The organism is Serpentinimonas barnesii, from assembly GCF_000696225.1.
Lineage (GTDB): Bacteria > Pseudomonadota > Gammaproteobacteria > Burkholderiales > Burkholderiaceae_C > Serpentinimonas > Serpentinimonas barnesii.
Genome location: NZ_BAWN01000028.1, coordinates 17,647 through 42,757, shown reverse-complemented (window position 1 = coordinate 42,757; position 25,111 = coordinate 17,647). Strand labels below are relative to the sequence as shown.

Genomic DNA, 25,111 nt, shown 5'->3' with positions numbered 1-25,111 from the left:
ATTCCACCCGACCCCTCGTGCACCCCGGAGCCCCCACCATGAGCACTGCCTTCATCGACGCCCACCTGATCGCTGCCGACGGCGCGCTGCGCGCCCTGTTTGCACCGCACCGCGCCGCCCGCCCCTGCCCACGCCCCAGCCTAGCCGCTGGCGCTGCCGTGGCCGAACTCAGCCCAGCCGAAAAGCGCCACGCGGCCGCACTCATGCGCGTCAACCACGTGGGCGAAATCTGCGCCCAGGCGCTCTACACCTCGCAGGCGCTGGCGGCGCGGCTGGGGCCGGGTGAGGCGGGCGAGAAAGAAAAACTGGCGCGCCACCTAGAGGCCGCCGGCCAAGACGAAACCGACCACCTGGCTTGGTGCAAGCAGCGCCTGGACGAGCTCGGCGACCGGCCCTCGCTGCTCAATCCGCTCTGGTTCGCCGGGGCCTTTGGGCTGGGCCTGCTGGCGGGGCGCATGGGCAAAGGTGTGAGCCTAGGCTTTGTGGTCGAGACCGAGCGCCAGGTCGAGGCGCACCTCGACAGCCACCTGGGCCTGCTGCCCGAGCACGACCACGCCTCGCGCGCCATCGTCGAGCAGATGAAGGCCGATGAAATTCGCCACGCCAACGAGGCCAAACGCGACGGCGGGGTGGACTTGCCGCCCCCCGTCAAGGGCCTGATGCGGCTGGCGGCCAAAGTCATGACTACGGTGGCGCACCGGGTCTGAACACCAGCCCGCATCAAGCCCACCGCCAGCGCAGCCGTCGATCAATCCTCGATCAGCTCGAAGCTGGTCGTGATGGCGGCGGTTTTGCCCAGCATCACGCTGGCCGAGCAGTATTTTTCGTGGCTCAGCGCGATGGCGCGCTCCACCGCCGCCTCGGGGATGCCGCGCCCGCGCACCGTGAAGTGCATATGAATCTGGGTGAACACCTTGGGGTCGGTCTCGGCGCGCTGGCTGGTGAGCTTGACGCTGCAGCCGCTCACCGCATGGCGGCCGCGCTTAAGGATCAGCACCACATCGTAGGCGCTGCACCCGCCGGTGCCGGCCAGCAGCGCCTCCATCGGGCGCGGGGCCAGGTTGGCGCCGCCGTGTTCGGGCCGCGCCGGGTCGGGGGCGCCGTCCATGAGCAGCACATGACCGCTGCCGGTTTCGGCCACAAAGCCCATGTTCGAGCGGGTGCCGGTGGCGCCGGTCCAGGTGACGGTGCATTCCATTTCAATTAATCCCACAAAAACCACAGGCATTTACAAAAAAAGATGTTGCATTGCAACAAATCCGGGTTTACACTAGCGCCATTGTATGCAAACACCGGCCCAGCACGGTGGCTGCATCGCCCGGGGCACCGCCCCGTAACCTTTGTCTCCTCTGCCCTTCAACGGGTGGTTCAAGCCCGGTCACCGCGACCGGGCTTTTTTTTGGCCGCGCCGCTTGGCGGTGTCGTCCGCGCTTTGCATATGATGCGGCTTTGCCAGCCTGCACCCGCTCCATGTCCGATTGCCCTACCCACCCATCTGGCACAGCCGCCAACCCAGCCGATCTCAGCCCGGCCGACTACCTCAAGCTTATCCTCACCGCGCGCGTCTATGACGTGGCGGTGGAGTCGGCGCTGGAACCGGCGCGCCAGCTCAGCCGGCGCCTGCACAACAAAATTCTGTTCAAGCGCGAAGACCAGCAGCCGGTGTTCAGCTTCAAGCTGCGCGGGGCCTACAACAAACTGGCCCACCTGACGCCCGAGCAGTTGCAGCGCGGCGTCATCTGCGCCTCGGCAGGCAACCATGCCCAGGGGGTGGCGCTGGGGGCGCACAAGCTGGGCGCGCGCGCCGTCATCGTCATGCCCATCACCACGCCGCAGCTCAAGGTCGAGGCGGTGCGCGCGCTCGGCGGCGAGGTGTTGTTGCACGGCGACAGCTACTCCGACGCCTACGCCCACTCGCTGGAGTTGCAGCAGCAGCACGGCTACACCTTCGTACACCCCTTCGACGACCCCTACGTGATCGCCGGCCAGGGCACGGTCGCGATGGAGCTGCTGCGCCAGTTGCAAAGCCTGGGCAACCAGCGCCTCGATGCGGTGTTTGTGGCCATAGGCGGCGGCGGCCTGATCAGCGGGGTGGCCAACTACATCAAGGCGCTGCGGCCCGAGATCAAGGTGATCGGGGTGCAGATGAACGACTCCAACGCCATGCTGCGCTCGGTGCGCCAGGGCGAGTTGGTCACGCTGCCCGAAGTCGGGCTGTTTTCCGACGGCACCGCGGTCAAGCGCGTGGGCGACGAGACCTTTCGCATCAGCCGTGCGCTGGTCGATGGCTACATCGAGGTGGACACCGACGCCGTCTGCGCCGCCATCAAAGATGTGTTCGTCGATACGCGCAGCATCGTCGAGCCCGCCGGGGCCATGGCGGTGGCGGCGATCAAGCAGTACGTGGCCACGCACAAGACGCGCGGCGAGACCTATGCCGCCATTTTGTGCGGCGCCAACATGAACTTCGACCGGCTGCGCTTCGTGGCCGAGCGCGCCGAAGTGGGCGAGCAGCGCGAGGGCCTGTTTGCCGTCACCCTGCCCGAGGAGCGCGGCAGCTTCAAGCGCTTTTTGCAGGCCATCGGCAACCTGCCGGGCGGCCCGCGCAACGTGACCGAGTTCAGCTACCGCATCAGCGACGCGCGCCAGGCGCATGTGTTCATGGGCCTGAGCACGCACGGACGCGGCGAGAGCACGAAAATAGCCGCCAACTTTGCCAAACACGGCTTTGCCACGCTCGACCTCACGCACGACGACCTGGCGCAGGAGCACATCCGCCACATGGTGGGCGGCCATTCGCCGCTGGCGCAGGAGGAGCGGCTGCTGCGCTTCGTGTTCCCCGAGCGCCCCGGCGCGCTGCTCAAGTTCCTCAGCCTGATCCGCCCCGGCTGGAACATCAGCCTGTTTCACTACCGCAACCAGGGGGCCGACTATGGCCGCATCCTGGTCGGGCTGCAGGTGCCAGCTTCAGACGAAGCCGAGTTCCAAAGCTTCTTGAACACGCTGGGCTACCCCTGGGTGGAAGAAACCGACAACCCGGTCTATCGGCTGTTTTTGAAGCGTTAACGGCAAGCGCGCTTGCCGAAAAGCAAAAACCGCCACAAGGGCGGTTTTTGCTTGCTACCAAGGCTGAGGTTTTACTTCAGCTTGACCTCTTTGTACTGCACGTGCTTGCGTGCCTTGGGGTCGAACTTGGCGAAGGCCAGCTTTTCGGGCGTGGTCTTCTTGTTCTTGGTGGTGGTGTAGAAGTGGCCGGTTCCTGCAGTGGATTCCAGCTTGATTTTTTCGCGTCCGCCTTTGCTTGCCATGGTGTTGCTCCTTTAAGCGATCAGGCTTGACCACGGGCGCGCAAATCGGCGAGCACCGCTTCGATACCGTTTTTGTCGATCAGGCGCAAGGCTGCACCCGAAATGCGCAGGCGCACCCAGCGTTTTTCGCTCTCGAGCCAGAAGCGGCGCGACTGCAGATTGGGCAGAAAGCGGCGCTTGGTTTTGTTGTTGGCGTGGGACACATTGTTCCCCACCATGGGCTTTTTGCCCGTGACTTCACAAACTCGTGCCATGTGGGCACTCCTATCAAATGAAAAACGGCCCTAGGGCCGCACCTCGCTCGCGTCCTGTGTTGCGCCGCCTGCCCCGGCGCCCTGCAGAAATGTCTGCGGGCCTCGGGGACGGCTCCGGCTCGCGAGCGGTCGGGGGGTTGACCAAGTCTTGCGCTTGACACGAGTCAAGTCCAACTACTTGGTCAGCCCAGTATTCTAAACCATTTAACCGGGATTGCAAAACTGACTGACACCCCCCGCGCGTCATGAAGCGGCTGGTGCGGTCCAAGCAAACCCTTGTTGCGCCGTATGGATGCGCTGCATGGCGCGTTCGAGTGCGCTGCGGCTGGTGCTTTCCACGTACAAACAGGGTTTGCCGGTGCGTTTGCAATGGTCTTTGACGCGCCAGTAGGCGTTGTGGCTGATGCATCCGACCTGACAGATCACCCAATCGGCGGCAGCCAAGGTGGCCGGTAATTGGCTCAGGTGGTGCTCGTCGCCGCCGTCGTGGTGCAGCAATTGTGCGCCGTGCGCCTCCACCACCTCGCGAAAGGCTGGCAATTGCGCCGTGCGGCCGCCGATGCACGCGACCTTGGTGGCCAGCGCCGGACGGCTGGGCTCGGAGCTGGGTGCTGCGCCGTCTTCATTGGGCGCAAGCTCGGATCGTGCTTTCGATTCACCGCTGGCGTCGGAGAGGCCGGACTCGGCGCTGCGGCTTCCAGCCTCGCTGGAGCTCGTCGCCACCGCAGTGGCGAGGCAGGGCTGCCCCTGCTGCGCACCCACCCCACACTGGCGCGTGCCGGCGCGCAAGGCCCGGTTGGCCTGCTGGCACTGCTGGCGCAAGTCGGCATTTTCTGCGCGCAAGGCCTGCATCGCCTCAAAATCGGGCCGCTCGGCAAGCAGTTGCTGGCAGCGTTGCAGCAGCCGTTTCTGCTCGGCCTCGGCTTGCAGCAGGCTCTGGCGCAGCCGCTGCAACTCGGCCTGCGCCTGCTGCTGACGCTGCTGCGCCTCTTGCACCTGGCGCTGCGCGCGCACTTGTTGCTCGGCCATTTCGGCGCGCAACTGCGCCAGTTGGCCGCGCTGCTGCTGCCACTGCTGCTGCTCGACCCGGGTCACCATGCCGACCTGGTGCTGCATCATGTGCACATCACCCAGCAATTCGTGCTCCAGCGTGAGCAAACACGCCGGGTGCGTGAGCAGCGCCCACATCGACCCGCCCCAAGCCGGTTCGCCCTTGGCTTGCTGCCAGCGCTGGCGCAGTTCGTCGGCGCTGGACAAATCAGCCGCCTGGCGCAGCTCCAGCGCAAAGCGGCCATCCAGCCACTTTTGCAGGCGCTCGGCCAATGGCGTGCGGCGGCGGCACTCCGAGACCCCGATCTGGTGCAGCTCGTAATCGCTGCGCCCTTGTACATCGATGCCGCACTTGTGCATCAGCGCGCGCTGCTCGCACAGGGGCACACAGACCCCGAGCACCGGGCAGGCGGCGCTGGCGCTCAACTCCCACAAGGGGCGCCTGCGCTTGCTGGCCTTGCTGATACCGTCCAGCGGCGGCACCTCGAACACCAGCGGCCGCAGCCCGTCGGCGCTGGACTCCGGCGGCCAGACCGCGGTGGCTTTACGGGCTAGGCACATAAGCATCCCCGTGGGCCGGCACGCGCTCGCACTCCCCACCCTTGCGCTGGCAGTGGCCGTCGTCTTGCAGCCAGTGGTGGGCATGGCCGACGCAAGCGGTCTGACACAGCACCGCGTCCGAATCTGGCCATTGGGCCGCAGCGCCCGCACCCCATGGGCTTTGCGAGTGCCGCAGCGACTGCGGCGCCCGATCGGCGCGGGCAGCCGACTTTTGAGTCGCAGAGAGCGGCGCAGCGGGCCGTGGCGGCGGCACGCGGTTGGAGCGCCTTGGCACAGGCGTGGGCATGGGTATGACCCACCATTTTGCCGTCCGCTCCAAGATGGCCTGCGCCCGGTGCCGCAGCAAATCGGCCTCTAGGGCTTCGATGCGCAGAGCCATCTGGCGCACCGTTTGGCTCACCCTTTGCTGCACCTGAGCGTAGTGGCGCAGCCAAACCTGTTGCTCCTCACAGGGCACGGTGCTGGCTTGCACGCCCAACGGCTCTCGTTCCATGGCAACTCCTTAGTTTGGGTGCGATGGCTCTATCGTAAATGCGAATCGTTCCTATTCTTTACGCTTCTTGATTGATTTTTTATTGCTTAAAAGTCACATCCATAGCCAAGATCAGCCAATTCAAAAACTGGCCTAAAGGTGGGATAACCGTTCAACGCCGCCAATAATGGCGCGAAAAAAGGACCAGCACCGTGAGCAGCTCCAGCCGCCCGAGCAGCATGGCAAAGCTCAGCAGCCAAAGCTGGAAGCTGCTCAGCCAGCCAAAGTTGTGCGCCGGCCCGACCTGCCCCAGCCCGGGGCCGATGTTGTTGAGCGTGGCCACCACGGCCGAAAAGGCGGTCACGATGTCCAGCCCGGTGAGCAGCAGCAAAAAGGTCAGGCCCAGCGTGGCGGCGCCGTAGATGAGCATAAAACCCAGCACCGTGGTGAGCGTGGCGGCCGCGATGCGCTGCCCGCCCAGCGTGACCGGATTGACCACGCGCGGGTGCACGATGCGCACCAGCTCGCGCCGCGCCTGCTTGACCAGCAGCACCATGCGCACCATCTTGATCCCGCCCCCGGTCGAGCCCGCGCACGAAACGAAGCAGCCCAGAAACATCAGATAGACACCGATGAACACCGGCCACTGCGCGTAATCGGTGGCGGCGTAGCCGGTGGTGGTGGCCAGCGAGAGCACATGAAAGGCGCTGCTGCGCAGAGCGGTCCAAAAATCGGTCTCGACCTGGTGCGCCGTCAACAACAGCGTGACCAAGGCCACCGAGCCAATCAGCACCACGAAGTAGCTGCGGATTTCACGGTCGTGGGCGATCGGGCCCAGCGTGAGCGTGCGCAACACCAGAAAGTAGCGCAAAAAACTGATACCCGCCAGCGCCATGAAAACGATAGCCACCAGCTCCACCGCCGCCGAATCCCAGTAGCCGATGCTCGCGTCCTGCGAGGAAAAGCCGGCTAGGCTCATGGTGCTGCACATGTGAATGAAGGCGTCGGACCAGCTCATCCCGGCCCAGCGGTAAGCCAGCAAACAGGCCAGTGAGAAGCCAAAATACACCATCCACAGCCCGCGCGCGGTCTCGGCAATGCGCGGCGTGAACTTGGTGTCTTTCATCGGGCCGGGGGTTTCGGCCTTGTAAAGCTGCATCCCGCCCAAGCCCAGCAGCGGCAGCACCGCCACCACCAGCAGCATGATCCCCAGGCCCCCGATGTATTGCAAAAAAGCGCGCCAGACGTTGACCGAGACCGGCAAGTCCCCCAAGCCGCTCAGGGCGGTAGCGCCAGTGGCCGTGAGCCCGCTCATGGCCTCGAAATAGGCGTGGCTCCAGGAAATATCGGGCACCAGCCAGTACAACGGGATGGCGGCATAGGCCGTGAGCACCAGCCAGACCAGCGCCACCAGCAAAAACCCGTCGCGCGGCAGCAGCTCGCGGTACTGCTTGCGCGTCAGCCACATGAGCAGCAGGCCGCTGCCGAAGGTCAGGCCAAAAGCCACCCCCCAGATGGCGCGCAGGTAGTCCAGATCGAGCGCCCAGCCCCAGGTCAGGGGCACCAGAAAGGCGAAGGAAAAGGCCATCATGATGCGCGCCAGCAGCGCCAGCACCGGACCAAAAATCGACCACAGGGCAGACAAGCCGTTCATTTGCGCCAAAAAGCCCTTGTAAACAAAACCAGAAAAGCCAAAATTTCGAGCCGCCCGAGCAGCATCGCCAGCGCGCAGACCCAGAGCTTGAAATCGCTCAAGCCAGCGTAGTTGCCGGCCGGCCCAACCTCCCCAAAACCCGGCCCCATGTTGTTGATGCTGGCCAGCACGGCGCTAAAGGCGGTGTCGAAATCCATCCCACCCAGCAGCAGCAGCAGGGTCAGGCCCAGCACCGTCACGCCATAGACCAGCATAAAGGCCAGCACCGACTGGATCGCCGCTTGCGGCACCACGGCACCGCCGACTGTAATCGGTGTCACCGCACGCGGGTGCAGGATGCGCGTGAGCTCGTGCCGCGCCAGTTGGATCAGCAGCAGCAGCCGCGCCATTTTGATGCCGGCCCCGGTGGAGCCCGCGCTGGTGGCCATGCCCGACAAAATCAGCATCAGCCAAGGGGCAAAAGCCGGCCAAAGGGTGTAGTCTTCGCTGGCGTAGCCGGTGGTGGAGGCGATCGAGACCAGGTTGAACAAGGCCCGGCGCAGCGTCTCCAGGTCGGCCGCCGCCCCGCCCTGCCAGACCAGCACGGCGGCCACCGCCAAGCCCGCACCCAGCATCAGGGCTTGGGTGCCGCGCCATTCGGCGTTGCGCCAGATGCGCACCGGGTCGCGCTTGAGCACCGCCACAAAGTACAGCGCAAAGCTGCCGCTGGCCAGCAGCATGAACGCAATGGCGATCCACTCCAGCGCCGCCGAATCGAAATGCCCGAAGCTGGCGTCGTAATTCGACAGCCCGCCCAGGCTCATGGTGGTGAACATGTGCATCCAGGCGTCGAACCACGACATGCCACCGGCCCGGTAGGCCAGCACGCAAGCCAGCGACAGCGCGGCATACACGCTCCACAAGCCCTTGGCGGTGGTGGCGATGCGCGGCGTCAGGCGCAACTCTTTGAGCGGCCCGCTGGTTTCGGCGCGCAGCAGCGAACCGCCGCCCGCCCCTACCAAGGGCAAAATGGCCACCGCCAGCACCAAAATCCCCATCCCGCCCAGCCACTGCAAAAAGCCGCGCCAAATGTTGATTGCCCCCGGCAGGTGGTCCAGCCCCACCAGCACGGTGGAGCCGGTGGTGGTCAGGCCCGACATGGCCTCGAAGTAGGCGCGGGTGAAGCTCAGCGGCCGCCCCACGCCCTCGAAATAGAGCATCAGCGGCAGCGCCGCCAGCGCCGGCAGCAGCGTCCAGACCAGGCCGACCAGCAAGATGCCGTCGCGCACGCCCAGCTCTTGGGCCCGGTGCGGTCGCCAGCGCTGGCCCAGCGCCAGCAGCGCGGCCCCGAGCAGCAGCACCAGCGCCATTGGCCCTACAAAGGCCCACCCGGCCCCCTCGGAGCGCCCAATCGCAACCCCGATCGGCACCAGAAAAGCCAGCCCAAAAGCCAGCAGCACCCAAGCCAGAACCGAAGCGATGCGCAGCAGCGGCACGGCGCTTCAGCCAAAAAAAGTGGCCGTGACCTGAAACAGTTTTTCCACCTCGCGCACGAGGCGCTTGTGCGGGATGAAGATCACCACGTGGTCTTCGGCCTCGATCAGGGTGTCGTGGTGCGGCATCAGCACCTGGGTTTGCTTGCCTTGGCCGCGCACGATGGCACCAAAGCGCGCCCCAGCCGGCAGCGCCACCTGCTCGACCCGGCGCCCGACCAGCTTGGAGGTTTTGAAGTCGCCCCGCGCCACCCCTTCGAGCGCTTCGGCGGCGCCGCGGCGCAGGCTATGCACCGCCACCACATCGCCACGGCGCACGTGCGTGAGCAGCTCGCCGATCACGGTCTGCGCTGGTGAAATGGCGATGTCGATCGCGCTGCCCTGCAGCATGTCGGCGTAGGCGCGGCGGTTGATGAGCGCCATCACGCGCCGCGCCCCGAGCCGCTTGGCCAGCATGGCGGCCATGATGTTGTCTTCGTCGTCGTTGGTGAGCGAGAGGAACAAGTCCATGTCGGCCACGTTTTCTTCTTCCAGCAGCGACTCATCGACGCAGTCGCCGTGCAGCACCAGCGTGCTGGAGGGCAGTTGGCTGGCCAGGTATTCGCATCGCAGCGGGTTTTGCTCGATCAGCTTGACCTGGTACTGCCCGGCCAGGCTGCGCGCCAGCCGCAAGCCGACCCGGCCGCCACCGGCGATCATCACGCGCAGCACCGGCTTGTCGATGGTGTGGATGGCCGCCAGCACCAAGCGGATTTGGTCAGCAGCGGCCAGCACAAACAGCTCGTCGCCGGGCAGGATGCGGGTGTCGCGCGTAGCCTCCATCTCGGTGTCGAGCCGGTACAGCGCCACCACGCGCATTTCGGCGTGCGGCAGCCGTTCGCGGAACTGCCCGATGGTGCGCCCCACCAGCGCGCCCCCGTGCTCGGCGCGCACCGCGATCAGGCACACCTGGCCTTGGGCAAATTCGAGCACCTGCAAGGCTTCCGGGTACTCGATCAACTGGTGGATGAAGCGCATCACCGACTCTTCGGGGCAGATCACCTGATCGACCGCGAAGCCGCCCTTGCCCATCAGCGCGTCGCCAGCCGTGAACTCGGGCGAGCGCAGCCGGGCGATGGTGGTGGGAACGTTAAAAATATCGTGCGCGATCTTGCACACCACCAGGTTGGACTCGTCGGCGGCGGCGCAGGCGATCACCATGTCGGCGTCTTTGGCCCCGGCCTCGCGCAGCACCGAGGGCTGGATGCCGTTGCCGACCACGCCGCGCAAATCGAGCCGCTCCTCGAGGGCGCGCACGCGCAGCGGGTCCTGGTCGATCACGGTGATGTCGTTGTGCTCGGAAACCAGGCTCTCGGCCACGCTCTCGCCGACCCGGCCCGCGCCAAAAATGATGATGTTCATGCAGAGGCCAGCGCACGCTGGATCAGGATTTTTTGCACCTCGCTGGTGCCTTCGTAAATTTGGCAGACGCGCACGTCGCGGTAGATGCGCTCCACGGGAAAGTCGCGCACCACGCCGTAGCCGCCCAGGGCCTGGATGGCGGCCGAGCAGACCTGCTCCGCCGTTTCGCTGGCAAAGAGCTTGGCCATGGCGGCCTCTTTGAGGCAGGGCTGGCCGGCATCGCGCAGGCTGGCGGCGTGCCAGACCAGTTGCCGCGCCGCCTCCAAGCGGGTGGCGCAGTCGGCCAGCTTGAAGCCCAAGCCCTGGTGCTCGATGATGGGGCGGCCAAAGCTGCGCCGCTCTTTGGCGTAGCCGATGGCGAAATCGAGCGCGCTGCGCGCCATGCCCACACTCTGCGCCGCAATGCCGATGCGCCCGCCTTCGAGCGCGCCGAGGGCGATTTTGTAGCCCTCGCCTTCGGCCCCGATGCGGTATTCGAGCGGGATGCGGCAGCCCTCGAAGCGGATTTGGGCCGTGTCGCTGCTGTGCTGGCCGATTTTGTCTTCCAGCCGCTCCACCTGGTAGCCGGGGGTGTGGGTGGGCACCAGAAAGGCGCTCAGGCCTTTTTTGCCCGCCGCCGGGTCGGTGACGGCAATGACGATCATCAGGTCGCCGTATTTGCCGCTGGTGATGAACTGTTTCACGCCGTCGAGGCGGTAGCCCTCGCCCTCGCGCACGGCGCGGGTGCGCAGCTCGGAGGCATCCGAGCCGGCTTGCGGCTCGGTCAGGCAAAAGCCGCCCAGCAACTCGCCGCGCGCCAAGGGAGGCAACCAGCGCTGCTGCTGCGCCGGGCTGCCGTAGCGCAGCAAAATGGCGTTCACCGGGCAGTTGGTGACGCTGATGGAGGTGCTCACGCCACCGCCACCGGCGGCGATTTCTTCCAGCACCAGCGCCAGCGTCAGGGTGTCGAGCCCGGCGCCGCCGAGTTCCTCGGGCACGCAAATGCCGTAGCAGCCCAGTGCCGCTAGGCCCTGGTGCGCGGCCTTGGGGAAGATGTGCCCTTGATCCCAGGCGGCAGCGTGCGGCCACAGTTGCTCTTGGGCGTAGGCGCGCACGGCGTCGCGGATTTGCAGTTGGTCGGGGTTGAGCAGCATGGGGGGGCCTTTACACTCGGTTCAAAGCAGTTCGAGCGCCATCGCCGTGGCTTCGCCGCCGCCAATGCACAGCGTGGCCACACCGCGCCGGGCCGCCCGCGCACGCATGGCGTAAATGAGCGTGACCAGTATGCGCGCCCCGCTGGCCCCAATCGGGTGCCCGAGCGCGCAGGCGCCGCCGTTGACGTTGACCTTGTCGTGCGGCAGCTTGAGATCGTGCATCAGCGCCATCGGCACCACGGCAAAGGCTTCGTTGATTTCCCACAAGTCCACCTGCTCCGCGCTCCAGCCGGCCTTGGCCAGCAGCTTTTGGCTCGCGCCCACCGGCGCGGTAGAAAACCACTGCGGCGCCTGGGCGTGGGTGGCGTGCGCGACCACGCGCACCAGCGGCGTACACCCGAGGCGCTGCGCCGTGCTGGCGCGCATGAGCAGCAGCGCCGCCGCGCCGTCGTTGATGCTGGAGCTGCTGGCCGCAGTCACGGTGCCGTCTTTTTTGAAAGCCGGTTTGAGCGTGGGGATTTTGTCGAGCTTGATGCGGCCCGGCCCTTCATCCACGCTCACCACGCGCGCGCCGCTGCGCTCTTGCAGCGTGACCGGGGCGATTTCGGCGGCAAAGCTGCCGTCGTGGATGGCGCGCTGGGCGCGCTGCACGCTGGCGCTGGCAAAGGCGTCTTGCTGGGCGCGGCTGAAACCGTAGTGGGCGGCGCAGTCTTCACCAAAAGTGCCCATGCTGCGGCCAGCTTCGTAGGCGTCTTCGAGACCGTCGAGCATCATGTGGTCAAACAGCCGGTCGTGGCCGATGCGGTACCCACCGCGCGCCTTGGCCAGCAGGTAGGGGGCGTTGCTCATGCTCTCCATGCCACCGGCGATGAGCACCTCGTGGCTGCCCGCCAGCAGCATGTCGTGCGCGAACATGGCGGCGCGCATGCCGGAGCCGCACATTTTGGACAAGGTCACGGCCCCGGCGCTCTCGGGCAGGCCGCCCTTGAACGCGGCCTGGCGCGCCGGGGCTTGGCCCTGCCCGGCCATGAGGCAGTTGCCCAGCAGCACCTCGCTCACCAGATCGGGCGCAATGCCCGCTCGCTGCACGGCGGCGGCAATGGCCACGCCGCCCAGGTCGTGCGCCGCCAGCGCAGCAAAATCGCCCTGCAAACTGCCCATGGGGGTGCGGGCGGCTGCAACGATGACAATCGGGTCGGTGACGGCGCTCATGGTGGGGGCTCCTGGTGGAATGAAAAGGGGTTTCAGCCTGCTGAACGGGCCGATTCTGGGGCTGGGACGCAGTCTGGCTTGGGAGCTGGATCGGGCACGGGCAGGGACGCCAGCGCGCCAGCGGCATCGGCCGCGGTTTCGCGCAACAGCGCCTCGCGCTCCTCGCGCGCCACCTGCTCGATGTAGGCCACAAAGTCCGGGTCTTCGCCACGCAGCAGGTGCTGCAACGCAGCGGCAAAGTCCTCGCGCCGGCACCACTCGCGCATGTAGTCGTCCCAACTGTTCCAGCGCCGCTGCTCGGTCGGGCTCATCGCCTCTTTGTAGGCCACCAAGTAGGCGCGCTCGAACAGGCTAATGAGCATGTCAAAGATCACCAGCATGCGCTCGCGCTGCTCGGGGCTGGGGTGGGGCAGCGCACGGGTGCTGCGCAGTTGCAAGTCGGCATGGGCCAGCACCACCTGCAAAAACTGGTTGTAGGCATCGCTCAGGTGCTGGTAGGCCTCTTCTTCTTCGTTCTCGCGCTCTTTGCGCGCCTGCTCCACATAGGTCCAGAGGGCAAAGGGCAGGCCGATCACCGTCACGGCGTTGGCGGCCAGCATGAAGGCTTCGTCCAGCGTCATAGGGCTCGCTTCATGGGGTGGCTGCAGCGGCGGCGGCCTGGGCCGCCATGGCAGCGGCGGCTTGGGCGCGCTGCACCACGAAACGGCGCTCGCGCTCGTAGGGGAAGACGTCGTGTACATGCCCGGCGGCGATGCGCTCTTTGTGCGCCTGCCAAAAATCGGCCTGCAGCAAATCGGCGTGGTGGCGCATGAAGACTTCGCGCACACGCGGGTTGCTGAGCAAAAAGGGGCCGAAGGTTTCGGGGAACACGTCGTTCTTGGCCACGTTGTACCAGACGTCGCCGCTCATTTCCTCGTCTTCGTTGCGCGCCTGCGGCACGCGGCGGAAGTTGCAATCGGTGATGTATTCAATTTCGTCGTAGTCGTAGAACACCACCTTGCCGTGGCGCGTGATGCCAAAGTTCTTCCACAGCATGTCGCCGGGGAAGATGTTGGCCGCCACCAGGTCTTTGATGGCGTTGCCGTATTCGATCACGGCGCGCTGCAACTGCGCCTGGGCGGTGGCGTCGTCGCGGTTTTTTTGCAGCACCTCAAAGGCTTCCTGCAAATAGATGTTGAGCGGAATCATGCGCCGTTCGATATAGACGTGCTTGATCACCACCTCGATGGTGCCGTCGCCATCGCGGTCGCTGATTTCGATCTGGCTCGGGGCAAACTTTTTGATTTCTTCGATCAGGTCGTCGTTGAAGCGGGCGCGCGGAAAACCGACTTCGGTGAATTCAAGCGAATCGGCCATGCGCCCGACCCGGTCGTGCTGCTTGACGAGCTGGTATTTGCCCCGGATCTGCTCGCGCGTGGTGTCTTTTTGCGGCGGGTAAAAATCTTTGATGACCTTGAACACAAAGGGGAAGCTGGGCAGGTCGAACACCAGCATGACCATGCCCTTGATGCCGGGGGAGATGCGGAACTTGTCGGTGCTGTGCCGCATGTGGTACAGAAAATCGCGGTAAAACAGCGTTTTGCCCTGCTTGGCCAAGCCCAGCGCGTTGTAGAACTCGGCCCGTGGCTTGCGCGGCATCATGCTGCGCAGGAACTGCACGTAGGCGCTGGGCACCTCCATGTCGACCATAAAATAGGCGCGGGCAAAGCTGAATATCATCAGCAAATCGTCTTCGCCGTGCAGCAGGGTGTCGATCAGCAGTTGGCCGCTGTCGTTGTGCAAAATCGGCAGCGCAAAAGGCAGCTCCTGAAAGCCATTGATGAGCTTGCCCACCGCATAAGCGCCCTTGTTGCGGTAAAACAGGCTGTGCAGCACCTGGATCTGGAAATTGGCGCGCAGCTTGTCGTGCTCAAACAAGGGCAGCAGCGCCGCATAGACCGCCTGGGTGTCGCGCTCAAAATCTTCAAACGGGGCGCGCAGGCCAAAATCGCGCACCATGCGGCGCAATTCGCTCAGCAGGTTGTCGCGCTGCGGGTAATAGCTGCGGTAGCTGGTGTGGGTTTGCGGGTCTTGGGGTTCCAGGTATTCGGTGCTCACCGCCGGGCGCACGAAAATAAAGTCGTTCTGGAAATAGCAGCGGTGCAAAATTTTGGTGCTGACCGAATTGAAAAAGGTTTCGGCCAGCTCGGGCTGGCGGTGGTCCACCAGCATGCCCACATAAAACAGCTTGATCTGCTGCCAGACCTCCATCGGCAACTGCGCGGCGTGGTATTCGCGCTCCAGCCGCGTCACACATTCTTTCACGCGCAGGTCGTAGAACTCGATGCGCTCGCGCTGGGCGCGCTGCTGGCCGTGCCAGTCTTGGGTTTCGAAGCGGTGCTTGGCGCGCGCCGATTCGGCCCGAAACAGGCGGTAATGGCGGTCAAAGCCGTCGATCATGGCAAGCGCAATGTCGTGCGCCAGGGTGGAGTCGAGCCGTTGCGGCAGGGTGGTGGCCATAGGCAGTGGTTGCAGTGGGGGGAGTGGGCGCGGAATGTAGCCAAGCGAAGGTTCAGACCGCCACACTAGCACAAATTGGCCGCGCCTCCGAGGCTGCGCAGCCAGGTGCCCGGCGCTGCACTTTCAGCCTGTGCCGCCACAAGCCAGCGCAAGCGCCGCAGCGCCGCGTCGCCTTGGGCGTGCGCCTCAGCGGGTTTCGTTGAACAGCTCGCGCCCGATCAGCATGCGCCGCACCTCGCTGGTGCCAGCCCCGATTTCATACAGCTTGGCGTCGCGCCACAAACGGCCCAGCGGGTAGTCGTTGATGTAGCCGTTGCCGCCAAAAATCTGGATGCCGTCACTGGCCATGCGCGTGGCCTGCTCGGCACACCACAGAATGACCGACGCGCAGTCCTTGCGCACCTGGCGCACGTGCTGGGCACCCAGCATGTCGAGGTTTTTGCCAATCTGATAGCAAAAGGCGCGCCCGGCTTGCAGCGTGGTGTACATATCGGCCACCTTGGCTTGCACCAACTGGAATTCACCGATGCTCTGGCCGAACTGTTTGCGGTCGTGGATGTAGGGAATGACGTTGTCCAGCACCGCCTGCATGATGCCGATGGGCCCGGCCGCCAGCACGGCGCGCTCGTAGTCCAGCCCGCTCATCAGCACCTTGGCGCCCTGGTTCAGGCCGCCCAGGATGTTTTCCGCCGGCACCTCGACGTTCTCGAACACCAGCTCGCCGGTGTGGCTGCCGCGCATGCCCAGCTTGTCAAGCTTTTGCGCAATGGAAAAGCCCTTCATGCCCTTTTCGATCAGAAAGGCGGTGATTTGGCGGCGCGCGCCTGCGGGCTCGCCATCCAGCCCGGCTGTTTGGGCGTACACCACCAGGGTATCGGCGTCGGGCCCATTGGTGATCCACATCTTGTGGCCGTTGAGCAGGTAATAGCCGCCCTGGTCTTGCGCGCGCAGCTTCATGCTCAGCACGTCGGAGCCGGCGCCGGTCTCGCTCATGGCCAGTGCGCCCACGTGCTCGCCGGAAATGAGCTTGGGCAGGTACTTCTGTTTTTGCGCCTCGCTGCCATTGCGCTTGATCTGGTTCACGCACAGGTTGGAGTGCGCGCCGTAGGACAGGCCCACCGAGGCGCTGGCGCGGCTGATCTCCTCCATGGCGATCATGTGCGCCAAATAGCCCATGTCGGCACCGCCGTAGGCTTCGGGCACGGTGATGCCCAGCAGGCCCAGGTCGCCCATCTTGCGCCACAGGTCCATGGGGAACTGGTCGCTGCGGTCAATCTCGGCCGCGCGCGGGGCGATTTCGGCCTGCGCAAAGCTGCGCACCGCGTCGCGCAGGGCGTCGATGTCGTCGCCGAGCATAAAGTTCAGGCCGGGCAGTTGGGGCAGCGCGTTCATGGGCAGGTCTCCAAGGGGGTTGTGGCTAAAAAAGGGGGCAGGCAAGTTTACGTTTACGTAAACGTCAAGTCATAAAGCAAATTATGCACGGCTGCGGCCGCTGGCGCTACCGGGCCTAACCCGCAGCAGCGGCCGGCTCAGACACCCGCCTCTTTGTCCAGCTTGAGCAGCAGCGCGCGCGCCTCTTTCTCGTGCACCTTCACCTCGTCCAGATTGGCTTGCAGGTCGGCCAGTTGTTCTTCGAGCTGGCGCCGGTGCAGCGCCAGCACCGCCAGAAATTTGCGCAGCTGCGGCCCGGTGTCGCGCGGGCTTTCGTACATGTCGATGATGTCTTTGGCTTGCGACAGGCTCAGGCCCAGGCGCTTGGCGCGCAAGGTGAGCTTGAGCCGGGTGCGGTCGCGCGCGCTGTAGGCGCGGCTGCGCCCGGCCGGGCCAGTGCGCTGCGGTTGCAGCAGGCCCATGTCTTCGTAAAAGCGAATCGCGCGCGTAGTCAAGTCGAACTCGCGCGCCAAGTCGCCGATGGTGTAGCTGTTTTTGGCCATGGTTGCCGGGCGTCATGCCCTTGTTTCAGATTGGGTTCATAATGCCATAAGCGAAAATCTGATCCTCGCCCCACCGCCATGCAAGCGCCCCACCCACTTGCCCCCTACGCCCCGGGTCCGCGCCACTCCGGCCCGGGTTTTTTGGCTACGGCCATCAACGCCTCGCCGGTGGTGGCCATCACCTGGGTAGGGGCCGAGGGCTGCCCGGTCGCGTACGTGAGCGACAACGTCAGCCAGTGGGGCTACACCGCCACCGACTGGATGCGCCGGCACCTGCTCTACTTGGATCTGGTGCACCCAGACGACCTGGACGGCCTCAATGCCGAGGTCGAAGCCAAGCGCCTGCAAGGCGTCGAGAATTACGTGCAGCATTATCGCTTGCGCACCGCCGATGGGCGCTGGGCCTGGATTGAAGACCGCACCTGGATGGAGTACGACGCCGCCGGCACCATCACCTGGGCGCATGGCGTGCTGCTCGACATCAGCGCGCGCAAACAGCAAGAACAGGTGGCCGAACTGGAGCGCCAGGTGTTGGAGCGCTTGCTCGGCCAAACCGGACTGCAACCCTTGCTGGAATTCATGGTGCGTGGCTACCAGACCCTGTTGCCCGGCCGCCTCTTTAGCCTGCTGCGGCTCGACCCCAAAACCCGCACCGTGCGCGACTGCGCCAGCCCCGACCTGCCCGCCGCCTTCCGGCAGGCCATAAACGGACTAGCCATCGGCCCCGTGGCCGGCTCCTGTGGCAGTGCCGCCTACCATGGCCACGCGGTGATCGTGTCCGATATCGCCACCGACCCGCTCTGGGCCGACTACAAACACCTGGCGCTGCCGCACGGCTTGGCCGCGTGCTGGTCGCTGCCGATCAAGGGGCCGCAAGGGCAGGTGCTGGGCACCTTTGCCGTTTACACCCAACAGATCGGGGCACCCTCGCCGGATGAGATGGCCACCTTGGAGCGCGGCGCCTACTTGGCAGGGCTGGCAATCGAGCGCCACCAATCAATGGAGGCGCTGCTCAAATTGCAGCAGGCGGTCGAGCAAAGTCCCTCGTCGATCGTGATCGCCAACCTCGACGCCGAAATCGAATACGCCAACGCGGCTTTTTTCCACGCCACCGGCTACACCCCGCAGGAGGCGCTGGGCCAGAACCCGCGCCTATTGCAGTCGGGCAAAACCCCGCCCTCGGTCTATCGGGACATGTGGGCGGCGCTGAGTTCCGGCCAGCGCTGGGAAGGCGAGCTCATCAACCGGCGCAAAGACGGCAGCGAATACACCGAGATGGCGCGCCTAGCCCCCATCATTCAGCCCGATGGCAGCATCACGCACTACGTGGCGGTCAAAGAAGACATCACACAGCGCAAATTGGCCGAGCAGCAGATTGAGCGCTTGGCTTATTTTGACCAGCTCACCGGTTTGCCCAACCGGCAACTGCTGCACGACCGCTTCCATCAAGCCGCCAGCCTGGCGCAGCGCCACGGCCAGCAGATGGCGCTGATGTACCTGGACCTGGACAATTTCAAGCACATCAACGACACCCTGGGTCACCACCTTGGCGACGAGCTGCTGCAGCGGGTGGCGCAGCGGCTGAACGCCTTGCTGCGCGCGGGCGACACCCTCTCGCGCCAAGGCGGCGACGAGTTCGTGCTCTTGTTGCCCGAATGCGACCAAGGGGCCGCAATCCAAGTGGCCGAAAAGCTGAGCGAGCATGCGCGGTGCAGCCTAGTTGTGGGCGCGCACGAAATCACGGCCACGGCCTCGATCGGGATTGCGCTGTACCCGCGCGACGGCAGTACGCTCGACGAACTGGCGCGCTGCGCCGACATGGCCATGTACCAGGCCAAGCACGAGGGCCGCAGCACCTACTGTTTTTTCAATCCGACCATGGGCGCCCACAGCAGCCGCACGCTGCGCTTGCAAAACGATTTGCGGCTGGCGCTCGAACGCGGCCAACTGACGCTGGTCTATCAGCCCCAGGTGCGACTGGACGACGAGCAGATGCTGGGCGTGGAAGCCTTGCTGCGCTGGCAGCACCCCGAACTGGGCCCGATTTCACCGGCCGAGTTCATCCCCATCGCCGAAAGCACCGGCCTCATCCTGCCCATCGGCGATTGGGTGCTGCGCCAAGGCTTGCAGCAGTTGCGGCTTTGGGACGCCGCCGGGCTGGGGCCTATAAGGGTCGCCGTCAACCTGTCGGCGGTGCAATTTCGCGACCTGCGGCTGGCTGAACGGATCGGGCAACTGCTGCGCGAAAGTGGAATGCCGCCGCAACGGCTGGAAATCGAGCTGACTGAAAGCTGCGCCATGATCAACCCGCAAGGCTCGATCAACACCCTAGAGGGCTTGCGGCGGCTGCAACTGCCCATCGCCATCGACGACTTCGGCACCGGCTACTCGTCGCTCAGCTACCTCAAGCGCTTTAAGGTGGCCCGGCTCAAGATCGACCAAAGCTTTGTGCGCGACCTGCACCTCGACCCGGACGACCGCGCCATCGTGCGCGCCGTGATCGGGCTGGCCGATCACTTGGGCATGCGCACCGTGGCCGAAGGGGTGGAAACGGCCGAGCAAATGGCTTGGCTGCTCAAGCACGGCTGCGATGAGGCCCAAGGCTATTTCTTCAGCCGCCCGCTGCCCCCCGAGGCCTTGCAAGCTTGGGTGCTGGCGCGCACACCGCAGCCGCCTGGCGCTTAATCGCTGGGCAGCTGCACCTGTTTCAGGGCACGGCGGCGCTCGATCTGGTCTGGTAACACGCCCTGCACCAGTTGCCAAAAGGCCGGGCTGTGGTTCATCTCGCGCAGGTGCGCCAGTTCGTGCACCACCACGTAGTCGATCAAATGCGGCTCAAGCTGGATCAGCCGCCAGTGCAGGCGCAGGCTGCCGTCGGCCTTGGCGCTGCCCCAGCGCGTACCGGCATTGGAGAGCTTGAGGCTGCGCCACTGCACCCCAAGCTGCGGCGCAAAGTGCTGCAAGCGCTGCACGTACAGGCTGTAGGCGCTGCGCTGCAACCAGCCATAGACGGCGCTGCGCACGCGCTCGGGCGCGCTGCCTAGGGGCAGCGCCAGGTGCAAGCCGGCCTCGCTCAAGCGGGCGCTGCCGGGAGCCAGGCCGGCTGCGGGTTCTAGCAGCAAAGCCAAGGGCTGGCCCAGATAGGGCACGCTGGCCCCGGCGCGCCAGCGCGCAGCCAGTTGCTCCGGCGTAGGCGGCGCATCTGGGCTTGGCCGCGCCTGCACCTGCTGCAATTTACCGAGTATCCAACGCGCCTTGCTGTCCAAAAAGCGCTCCACCTCGGCCAGCGCCAAGCGGGCGGGGGCGCGCACCGTTAGGCCTTGGGGGCACACGCGCAAGCCCAGCGTCTTGCGCTGGGCGCGCTCGAAGCGGTAGCCTACCCGCTGCCCGCCAAGCAGGCGTTCGCGGTTGGCTTGCGGGTGGCGCAAAGGGGGCGCGCCGAGCGCATCGATCACGGCTGGCTGGGCTGGATGGCGGTGGTTGCGCCGGGGTAGGTGGCTTCGGGGTAGGCTTCGGGGTCGAGGCGGCGCATCTCGGCCTCGATCCAGTCTTGCACCTCGCGCAGCAGCTCCTCGGCGTCGCGCCCGGCGCTGGGTATCGGTGGCCCGATCGAAATATCCACCACCCCCGGGCGCTTGATAAAGGCCTTGGCCGGCCAGCAGCGGCCGGAATTGACGGCGACCGGGATCACCGGCACCCCGGTTTGAATCGCCAGCCGGGTGCCGCCGCTTTTGTAGTCCCCCACTTGGCCGCGCGCAATGCGCGTGCCCTCGGGAAACATGATGACCCAAGTGCCTTGGCCCAACAAGCGCCGGCCCTGCTGCACCACCTTGGCAAAGGCTCGGTTGCGCTGCGCGCGGTCGATGTGGATCATGTCCATGCGCCCCATTGCCCAGCCAAAAAACGGGATGCGCAGCAGCTCTTTTTTGAACACAAAGGCGAGCGGGCGCGGCATCAACGCCGGCATGCTGAAGGTCTCCCAGACCGACTGGTGCTTGACCAGCAGCACCGCTGCATCCAAGCGGCCCTGGGGCAGGTTCTCCCAGCCCGTGACGCGGTTGCGGATGCCCAGTATCCAGCCACCGGCCCAGACCGCCGTGGCCAGCCAGGCCGCGCACATGCGGTAGACGCGGGCACCACCGACCAAGGGCGCCGCCAACACCACCGCCAGCGCCCACGGCACCACCGTGATGGCCATGAACAGCATATGCAACAAGGAACGCAAGGCGTAAATCGCGGTCATGAATGGCCCATCTGGTCTGAAACAGCCGCACCCGTGCGCGCCACGATGGCATCGGCAAAAGCGGTCAAATCGGGGTGCACGGTCACGCCTGCGGGCAGGCCCGGCACCGGCGTGCCGTCGCGGTGCGCCAGCGACTGGCCGGTGAGCACCAGATGCGCCTCGCAGCCCGCTGCCCGTGCCGCCTGCGCGTCGCGCACCGAATCGCCCACCGCCACCATCTGTGCCAGTGGCACCCCCAGGCGCTGGCTGATCTGCAAGTACAGCCCCGGTGCTGGCTTGCGGCAATCGCATTCGTCTTCGGGGGCGTGCGGGCAGAAAAACACCGCCTCCACCCGCCCCCCAGCCAGCGCCAAGGCCTTGTGCATGCGGGCGTGAATGTCGTTGAGGGTGGCGATATCGAACAAGCCGCGACCCAGGCCCGATTGGTTGGTGGCCACCACCACGCGCCAGCCAGATTGGTTGAGCCGCGCCACCGCTTCCAAGGCGCCGGGCAGGGGCTGCCAGTCGTCGGGGCTGCGCAGGTAGTCTTCTGGGTCGTGGTTGAGGGTGCCGTCGCGGTCGATCACGATCAGCTTGGGGTCGCGGCTATGGGGCATGGTGCGCAGGCTGTTCAAGTGGCGAACCCGGTGCCGGCCGAAGGGGCCAAGCGCGCCAGCTCGGCCACCCGGTTCATGGCCTGGTGCAGCGTGCCCAACAAGAGCAGTCGGTTGGTGCGCACCGCCGGCTCGTCGGCATTGACCAGCACCGACTCAAAAAACGCATCCACCGGGGCACGAAGCGCCGCCAGCCCGAGCAAGTGGGCGCGGTAGTCACCAGCCTCAAACTGGGCCTGCGCCTGCGGCAGGGTGGCTTGCAGCGCGGCATAGAGGGCTTTTTCGGCCGCCTCCAGCAGCAGTTGCGGCTGCACGGCTGCCTCGGCCGCCAAGGCCGTTCCCGCGGTCCCAGCGGCCGGCGCCGATTTTTTCAGGATGTTGCCTATGCGCTTGTTGGCCGCCGCCAGCGCCGCTGCCTCGGGCAGGGCCGCAAAGGCGCGCACCGCCTCGAGCCGGCGCGGCACCTCGGCCAGCCGCGGTGGGCGCAGCGCCAGCACCGCATCCACTTCTTGGGTGCCAAAGCCCTGCTCGCGCAAGCTGCCGGCCAAGCGCTCATAGACGAAATCGCTCAGGGCCGCGCTCGGGTCGGCGATCCGGTCGCCAAACACCAGCCGCGCCAGTGCCAGCAGGTCGGGCCAGTCCAGTGGCAAATCTTTCTCAAGCAACATGCGCAGCACCCCCAGGGCGTGGCGGCGCAGCGCATACGGGTCTTTGTCGCCCGTGGGCAGGCTGCCGATGCCAAACAGCCCCACCAGGGTTTCGAGCTTGTCGGCCAGCGCCACGCACACCCCGACCAGGCTGCGCGGCAGCGCATCGCCGGCAAAGCGCGGCTTGTAATGGTCTTCGATGGCCTCGGCCACCGGCTCGCCCAAGCCATCGTGCAAGGCGTAGTAGCGCCCCATGGTGCCTTGCAGCTCGGGGAATTCGCCCACCATGTCGGTCAGCAAATCGGCCTTGGCCAGCACGGCGGCTTGCTCGACCTGGCGCAGCAGCGCCGCATCACCCAAGCCCTGATCGGCCAAGCGCTGCGCGAGGGCGCAGGCGATGGCGCGCACGCGCTCGACCCGCTCGCCTTGGCTGCCGAGCCGGTTGTGATACACCACCTTGGCCAGCCCCAGCAGGCGCGATTCGAGCGAGCGCTTGCGGTCCTGGTCGTAAAAGAAGCGGGCATCGGCCAAGCGCGGGCGCACCACACGCTCGTTGCCACCGATCACCGCGCTGGCGTCGGCGGGGCAGATGTTGCTCACCACCAGAAAGCGCGGCATCAGCTTGCCTTGGGCGTCGAGCAGGGCAAAGTATTTTTGGTTGGCCTTCATGGTCAGGATCAGGCACTCCTGCGGCACGGCCAAAAATTCGGGCTCGAACTGGCACACCAGCACGTGCGGCCGCTCCACCAGGGCCGTGACTTCCTGCACCAGGGCGTCGTCCAGCAGGCGCTGCACCCGCTCCGGCTCGCTCAAGCCCTGCCAGCCCTGCTCCACCTCCAGCCGCGCCCCCAGACCAGACGCGGCCTGGCGCAACTGGCGCACCAGCTCCAGACTGCGCTCGGCGTAGCTGGCAATCACCGCGCCTTGCTCGCGCAGCGTGGCGGCATAGGTGTCGGCGTCTGGCAGCGGCAGCGGGTCCAGCGCCGCCTCGAAGCGGTGGCCACGGGTGCTGCGGCCCGCGCGCAGGCCCAGTGCCTGCACCGGCACCACCTCGGTGCCATGCAGCGCCACCAGGCCATGCGCCGGGCGCACGAACTGCACGCTGCTCCAGCCGGGCACAAAGTTGGCCAAGCCGCCATCGGTTTCGGGCTGGTAGCTCATCACCTTGGGGATGGGCAGCTTGGCAAGGGCCTCGTCCAGCGCCGCTTGCAGGCCCAGCGCCAGGCTCACACCGGGCTGCACGCTGTCAAAAAACAGGGCTTCGGCCTTGCCATCGGTGGCACGCCGCAAACCGGCCACGGCCGTTGCGTCGGCCCCCAAAGCGGCCAGGCGCTTGAGCAAGGCGGGCGTGGGCGCGCCGCTGGCATCGAGCCCCACGCTCACCGGCATGAGCTTTTGCGACACGGCCCGATCCGGCGCGCGCGCGGCCACGCCGCTGATGTGCGCCGCCAGGCGCCGTGGCGAGGCAAAGGGCGTGACCTGCGCTTCGGCATCTGCCAGGCCTTGGGCCTGGAGCTGCTCGGCCAGCACACCCGCGAAGGCTTCGCCCAGCTTTTTGAGCGCCTTGGGCGGCAGTTCTTCGACAAACAGTTCGACGAGGAGGTTGTGGTTAGGCATAAAAGGGGGTCATCTCAAGATCAGGGCCGCAAGCCCCAGCCACATCAGGCGGCCTGTTTGGTGGGCATCTGCGCCACCCACTCGCGCGGGGCCATGGGAAAGCCCAGCCGTTCGCGGCTCTCGTAGTAGCTTTGTGCCACGCTGCGCGCCAGGTTGCGGATGCGCCCGATGTAGGCGGCGCGCTCAGTCACGCTGATGGCCCCGCGCGCATCCAGCAGGTTGAAGCTGTGCGCGCACTTGAGCACCTGCTCGTAGGCCGGCAGGGCGAGCTGGCTGCGCATCAGGTGCTGAGCCTGACGCTCGTGCGCGGCAAAGGCGCTAAACAAAAATTCGGCGTCGGCGTGCTCGAAGTTGTAGGCGCTTTGCTCTTGTTCGTTTTGCAGATAGACGTCGCCATAAAGGATCTTGCCCCCACGCTCGCCCGCTGCGCGGGCGTCGCTGCCCCCCGAGGGGGCTGGGTCAGCTTGGGAGCGGCCCGGCGCTGACCCGGTGTCGGTCCAGACCAGGTCGTACACGCTTTCCACGCCCTGCAAATACATCGCCAGCCGCTCCAGCCCGTAGGTGATCTCGCCCGTGATGGGTTTGCAGTCGATGCCGCCCACTTGTTGGAAGTAGGTGAATTGCGTCACCTCCATGCCGTTGAGCCACACCTCCCAGCCCAAGCCCCAGGCGCCCAGGGTCGGGTTTTCCCAGTCGTCTTCGACGAAGCGGATGTCGTTTTGCTTCAGGTCAAAACCCAGCGCCTGCAAGGAGCCCAAGTACAGGTCCAGAATGTTGGCCGGGGCCGGCTTGAGCACCACCTGGTACTGGTAGTAGTGCTGCAGGCGGTTGGGGTTCTGGCCGTAGCGCCCGTCCTTGGGGCGCCGGCTCGGCTGCACATAGGCCGCCTTCCAGGGCTCGGGGCCGAGGGCGCGCAAAAAGGTGGCGGTGTGGCTGGTGCCGGCCCCCACTTCCATGTCGTAGGGTTGCAGCAGCGCGCAGCCTTGGGCGTCCCAGTAGGCTTGCAGTTTGAGGATGATTTGTTGAAATGTGAGCATGACAGGCCAATGGGCTGGGCCGGC

Annotated in this window: 22 protein-coding genes; 3 read left to right on the top strand and 19 right to left on the bottom strand. The window is 65.8% G+C overall.

Features of this window, described 5'->3' with window-relative positions; all coding sequences use genetic code 11:
• The first annotated feature begins 38 nt into the window (after positions 1 to 38).
• Positions 39 to 707 (top strand): 2-polyprenyl-3-methyl-6-methoxy-1,4-benzoquinone monooxygenase, encoded by a 669-nt coding sequence (gene coq7 / locus SRAH_RS08690; RefSeq protein WP_029462958.1) that lies wholly within the window; start codon positions 39 to 41, stop codon positions 705 to 707.
• Between the two features lie 41 nt (positions 708 to 748).
• Here the strand turns inward: coq7 and SRAH_RS08685 are convergent, their stop codons facing one another.
• The gene (locus SRAH_RS08685) at positions 749 to 1,198 is read right to left on the bottom strand and encodes an OsmC family protein (RefSeq protein WP_029462957.1); all 450 of its coding nucleotides are present in this window, start codon (positions 1,196 to 1,198) and stop codon (positions 749 to 751) included.
• Between the two features lie 272 nt (positions 1,199 to 1,470).
• Here SRAH_RS08685 and ilvA point away from each other — a divergent pair, with 272 nt between their 5' ends.
• Positions 1,471 to 3,066: a threonine ammonia-lyase, biosynthetic gene (ilvA, locus tag SRAH_RS08680; protein WP_045476883.1), complete on the top strand. Its 1,596-nt coding sequence runs from the start codon at positions 1,471 to 1,473 to the stop codon at positions 3,064 to 3,066.
• Between the two features lie 71 nt (positions 3,067 to 3,137).
• Here the strand turns inward: ilvA and rpmG are convergent, their stop codons facing one another.
• From rpmG to SRAH_RS08615, 13 genes are all read right to left on the bottom strand, one after another.
• Positions 3,138 to 3,308 carry a 50S ribosomal protein L33 gene (gene rpmG / locus SRAH_RS08675; protein WP_029462955.1) on the bottom strand — a complete coding sequence of 57 codons (171 nt, stop codon included), beginning with the start codon at positions 3,306 to 3,308 and terminating at the stop codon, positions 3,138 to 3,140.
• 20 nt (positions 3,309 to 3,328) lie between these two features.
• Positions 3,329 to 3,562 carry a 50S ribosomal protein L28 gene (gene rpmB, locus SRAH_RS08670; protein ID WP_029462954.1) on the bottom strand — a complete coding sequence of 78 codons (234 nt, stop codon included), beginning with the start codon at positions 3,560 to 3,562 and terminating at the stop codon, positions 3,329 to 3,331.
• Positions 3,563 to 3,805: 243 nt separating this feature from the next.
• On the bottom strand, positions 3,806 to 5,173 hold the full coding sequence (locus tag SRAH_RS08665) for a DUF2325 domain-containing protein (protein WP_171816044.1): 1,368 nt from the start codon (positions 5,171 to 5,173) through the stop codon (positions 3,806 to 3,808).
• On the bottom strand, positions 5,157 to 5,666 hold the full coding sequence (locus tag SRAH_RS12655) for a hypothetical protein (RefSeq protein ID WP_149028961.1): 510 nt from the start codon (positions 5,664 to 5,666) through the stop codon (positions 5,157 to 5,159). Before SRAH_RS12655 ends, SRAH_RS08665 begins: the two co-directional genes overlap by 17 nt.
• Positions 5,667 to 5,817: 151 nt before the next feature.
• A complete protein-coding gene (locus SRAH_RS08655; protein ID WP_045476880.1) occupies positions 5,818 to 7,299 on the bottom strand; it encodes a TrkH family potassium uptake protein in 1,482 nt (493 codons plus the stop codon).
• A complete protein-coding gene (locus SRAH_RS08650; protein WP_029462950.1) occupies positions 7,296 to 8,774 on the bottom strand; it encodes a TrkH family potassium uptake protein in 1,479 nt (492 codons plus the stop codon). Before SRAH_RS08650 ends, SRAH_RS08655 begins: the two co-directional genes overlap by 4 nt.
• 6 nt (positions 8,775 to 8,780) lie before the next feature.
• A complete protein-coding gene (gene trkA / locus SRAH_RS08645; RefSeq protein WP_029462949.1) occupies positions 8,781 to 10,172 on the bottom strand; it encodes a Trk system potassium transporter TrkA in 1,392 nt (463 codons plus the stop codon).
• Positions 10,169 to 11,305, bottom strand: coding sequence for an acyl-CoA dehydrogenase family protein (locus tag SRAH_RS08640; RefSeq protein WP_029462948.1), 1,137 nt, complete (start codon positions 11,303 to 11,305; stop codon positions 10,169 to 10,171). The genes trkA and SRAH_RS08640 overlap by 4 nt, the downstream gene beginning before the upstream one ends.
• Positions 11,306 to 11,326: 21 nt before the next feature.
• A complete protein-coding gene (locus SRAH_RS08635) occupies positions 11,327 to 12,517 on the bottom strand; it encodes an acetyl-CoA C-acyltransferase (protein ID WP_029462947.1) in 1,191 nt (396 codons plus the stop codon).
• A gap of 32 nt (positions 12,518 to 12,549) precedes the next feature.
• Positions 12,550 to 13,137, bottom strand: a complete 588-nt coding sequence (locus SRAH_RS08630) for a hypothetical protein (protein WP_232841025.1) — start codon at positions 13,135 to 13,137, stop codon at positions 12,550 to 12,552.
• 10 nt (positions 13,138 to 13,147) lie between these two features.
• Positions 13,148 to 15,016 (bottom strand): bifunctional isocitrate dehydrogenase kinase/phosphatase, encoded by a 1,869-nt coding sequence (gene aceK / locus SRAH_RS08625; RefSeq protein WP_029462945.1) that lies wholly within the window; start codon positions 15,014 to 15,016, stop codon positions 13,148 to 13,150.
• A gap of 186 nt (positions 15,017 to 15,202) precedes the next feature.
• Positions 15,203 to 16,408, bottom strand: coding sequence for an isovaleryl-CoA dehydrogenase (locus tag SRAH_RS08620; protein ID WP_029462944.1), 1,206 nt, complete (start codon positions 16,406 to 16,408; stop codon positions 15,203 to 15,205).
• A gap of 137 nt (positions 16,409 to 16,545) precedes the next feature.
• Entirely contained in the window at positions 16,546 to 16,950 is a 405-nt protein-coding gene (locus tag SRAH_RS08615) for a MerR family transcriptional regulator (protein ID WP_029462943.1), read from the bottom strand.
• A 78-nt stretch (positions 16,951 to 17,028) separates the two neighbouring features.
• Between SRAH_RS08615 and SRAH_RS08610 the strand changes: the two genes are divergently transcribed.
• The gene (locus SRAH_RS08610; protein ID WP_052369148.1) at positions 17,029 to 19,635 is read left to right on the top strand and encodes a putative bifunctional diguanylate cyclase/phosphodiesterase; all 2,607 of its coding nucleotides are present in this window, start codon (positions 17,029 to 17,031) and stop codon (positions 19,633 to 19,635) included.
• On the opposite strand, the gene SRAH_RS08605 is transcribed toward SRAH_RS08610, so the two are convergent.
• From SRAH_RS08605 to SRAH_RS08585, 5 genes are read right to left on the bottom strand one after another with little or no spacing between them, the layout of a single operon-like run.
• A complete protein-coding gene (locus SRAH_RS08605) occupies positions 19,632 to 20,405 on the bottom strand; it encodes a M48 family metallopeptidase (protein ID WP_045476875.1) in 774 nt (257 codons plus the stop codon). The genes SRAH_RS08610 and SRAH_RS08605 overlap by 4 nt on opposite strands.
• The gene (locus SRAH_RS08600) at positions 20,402 to 21,193 is read right to left on the bottom strand and encodes a lysophospholipid acyltransferase family protein (protein ID WP_045476872.1); all 792 of its coding nucleotides are present in this window, start codon (positions 21,191 to 21,193) and stop codon (positions 20,402 to 20,404) included. Before SRAH_RS08600 ends, SRAH_RS08605 begins: the two co-directional genes overlap by 4 nt.
• On the bottom strand, positions 21,190 to 21,789 hold the full coding sequence (gmhB, locus tag SRAH_RS08595) for a D-glycero-beta-D-manno-heptose 1,7-bisphosphate 7-phosphatase (protein ID WP_045476917.1): 600 nt from the start codon (positions 21,787 to 21,789) through the stop codon (positions 21,190 to 21,192). Before gmhB ends, SRAH_RS08600 begins: the two co-directional genes overlap by 4 nt.
• A gap of 14 nt (positions 21,790 to 21,803) precedes the next feature.
• Complete coding sequence (gene glyS / locus SRAH_RS08590; RefSeq protein WP_029462939.1) at positions 21,804 to 24,050, bottom strand: glycine--tRNA ligase subunit beta; 2,247 nt, start codon at positions 24,048 to 24,050, stop codon at positions 21,804 to 21,806.
• A 44-nt stretch (positions 24,051 to 24,094) separates the two neighbouring features.
• The gene (locus SRAH_RS08585; protein WP_029462938.1) at positions 24,095 to 25,087 is read right to left on the bottom strand and encodes a glycine--tRNA ligase subunit alpha; all 993 of its coding nucleotides are present in this window, start codon (positions 25,085 to 25,087) and stop codon (positions 24,095 to 24,097) included.
• Between the last annotated feature and the right edge of the window lie 24 nt (positions 25,088 to 25,111).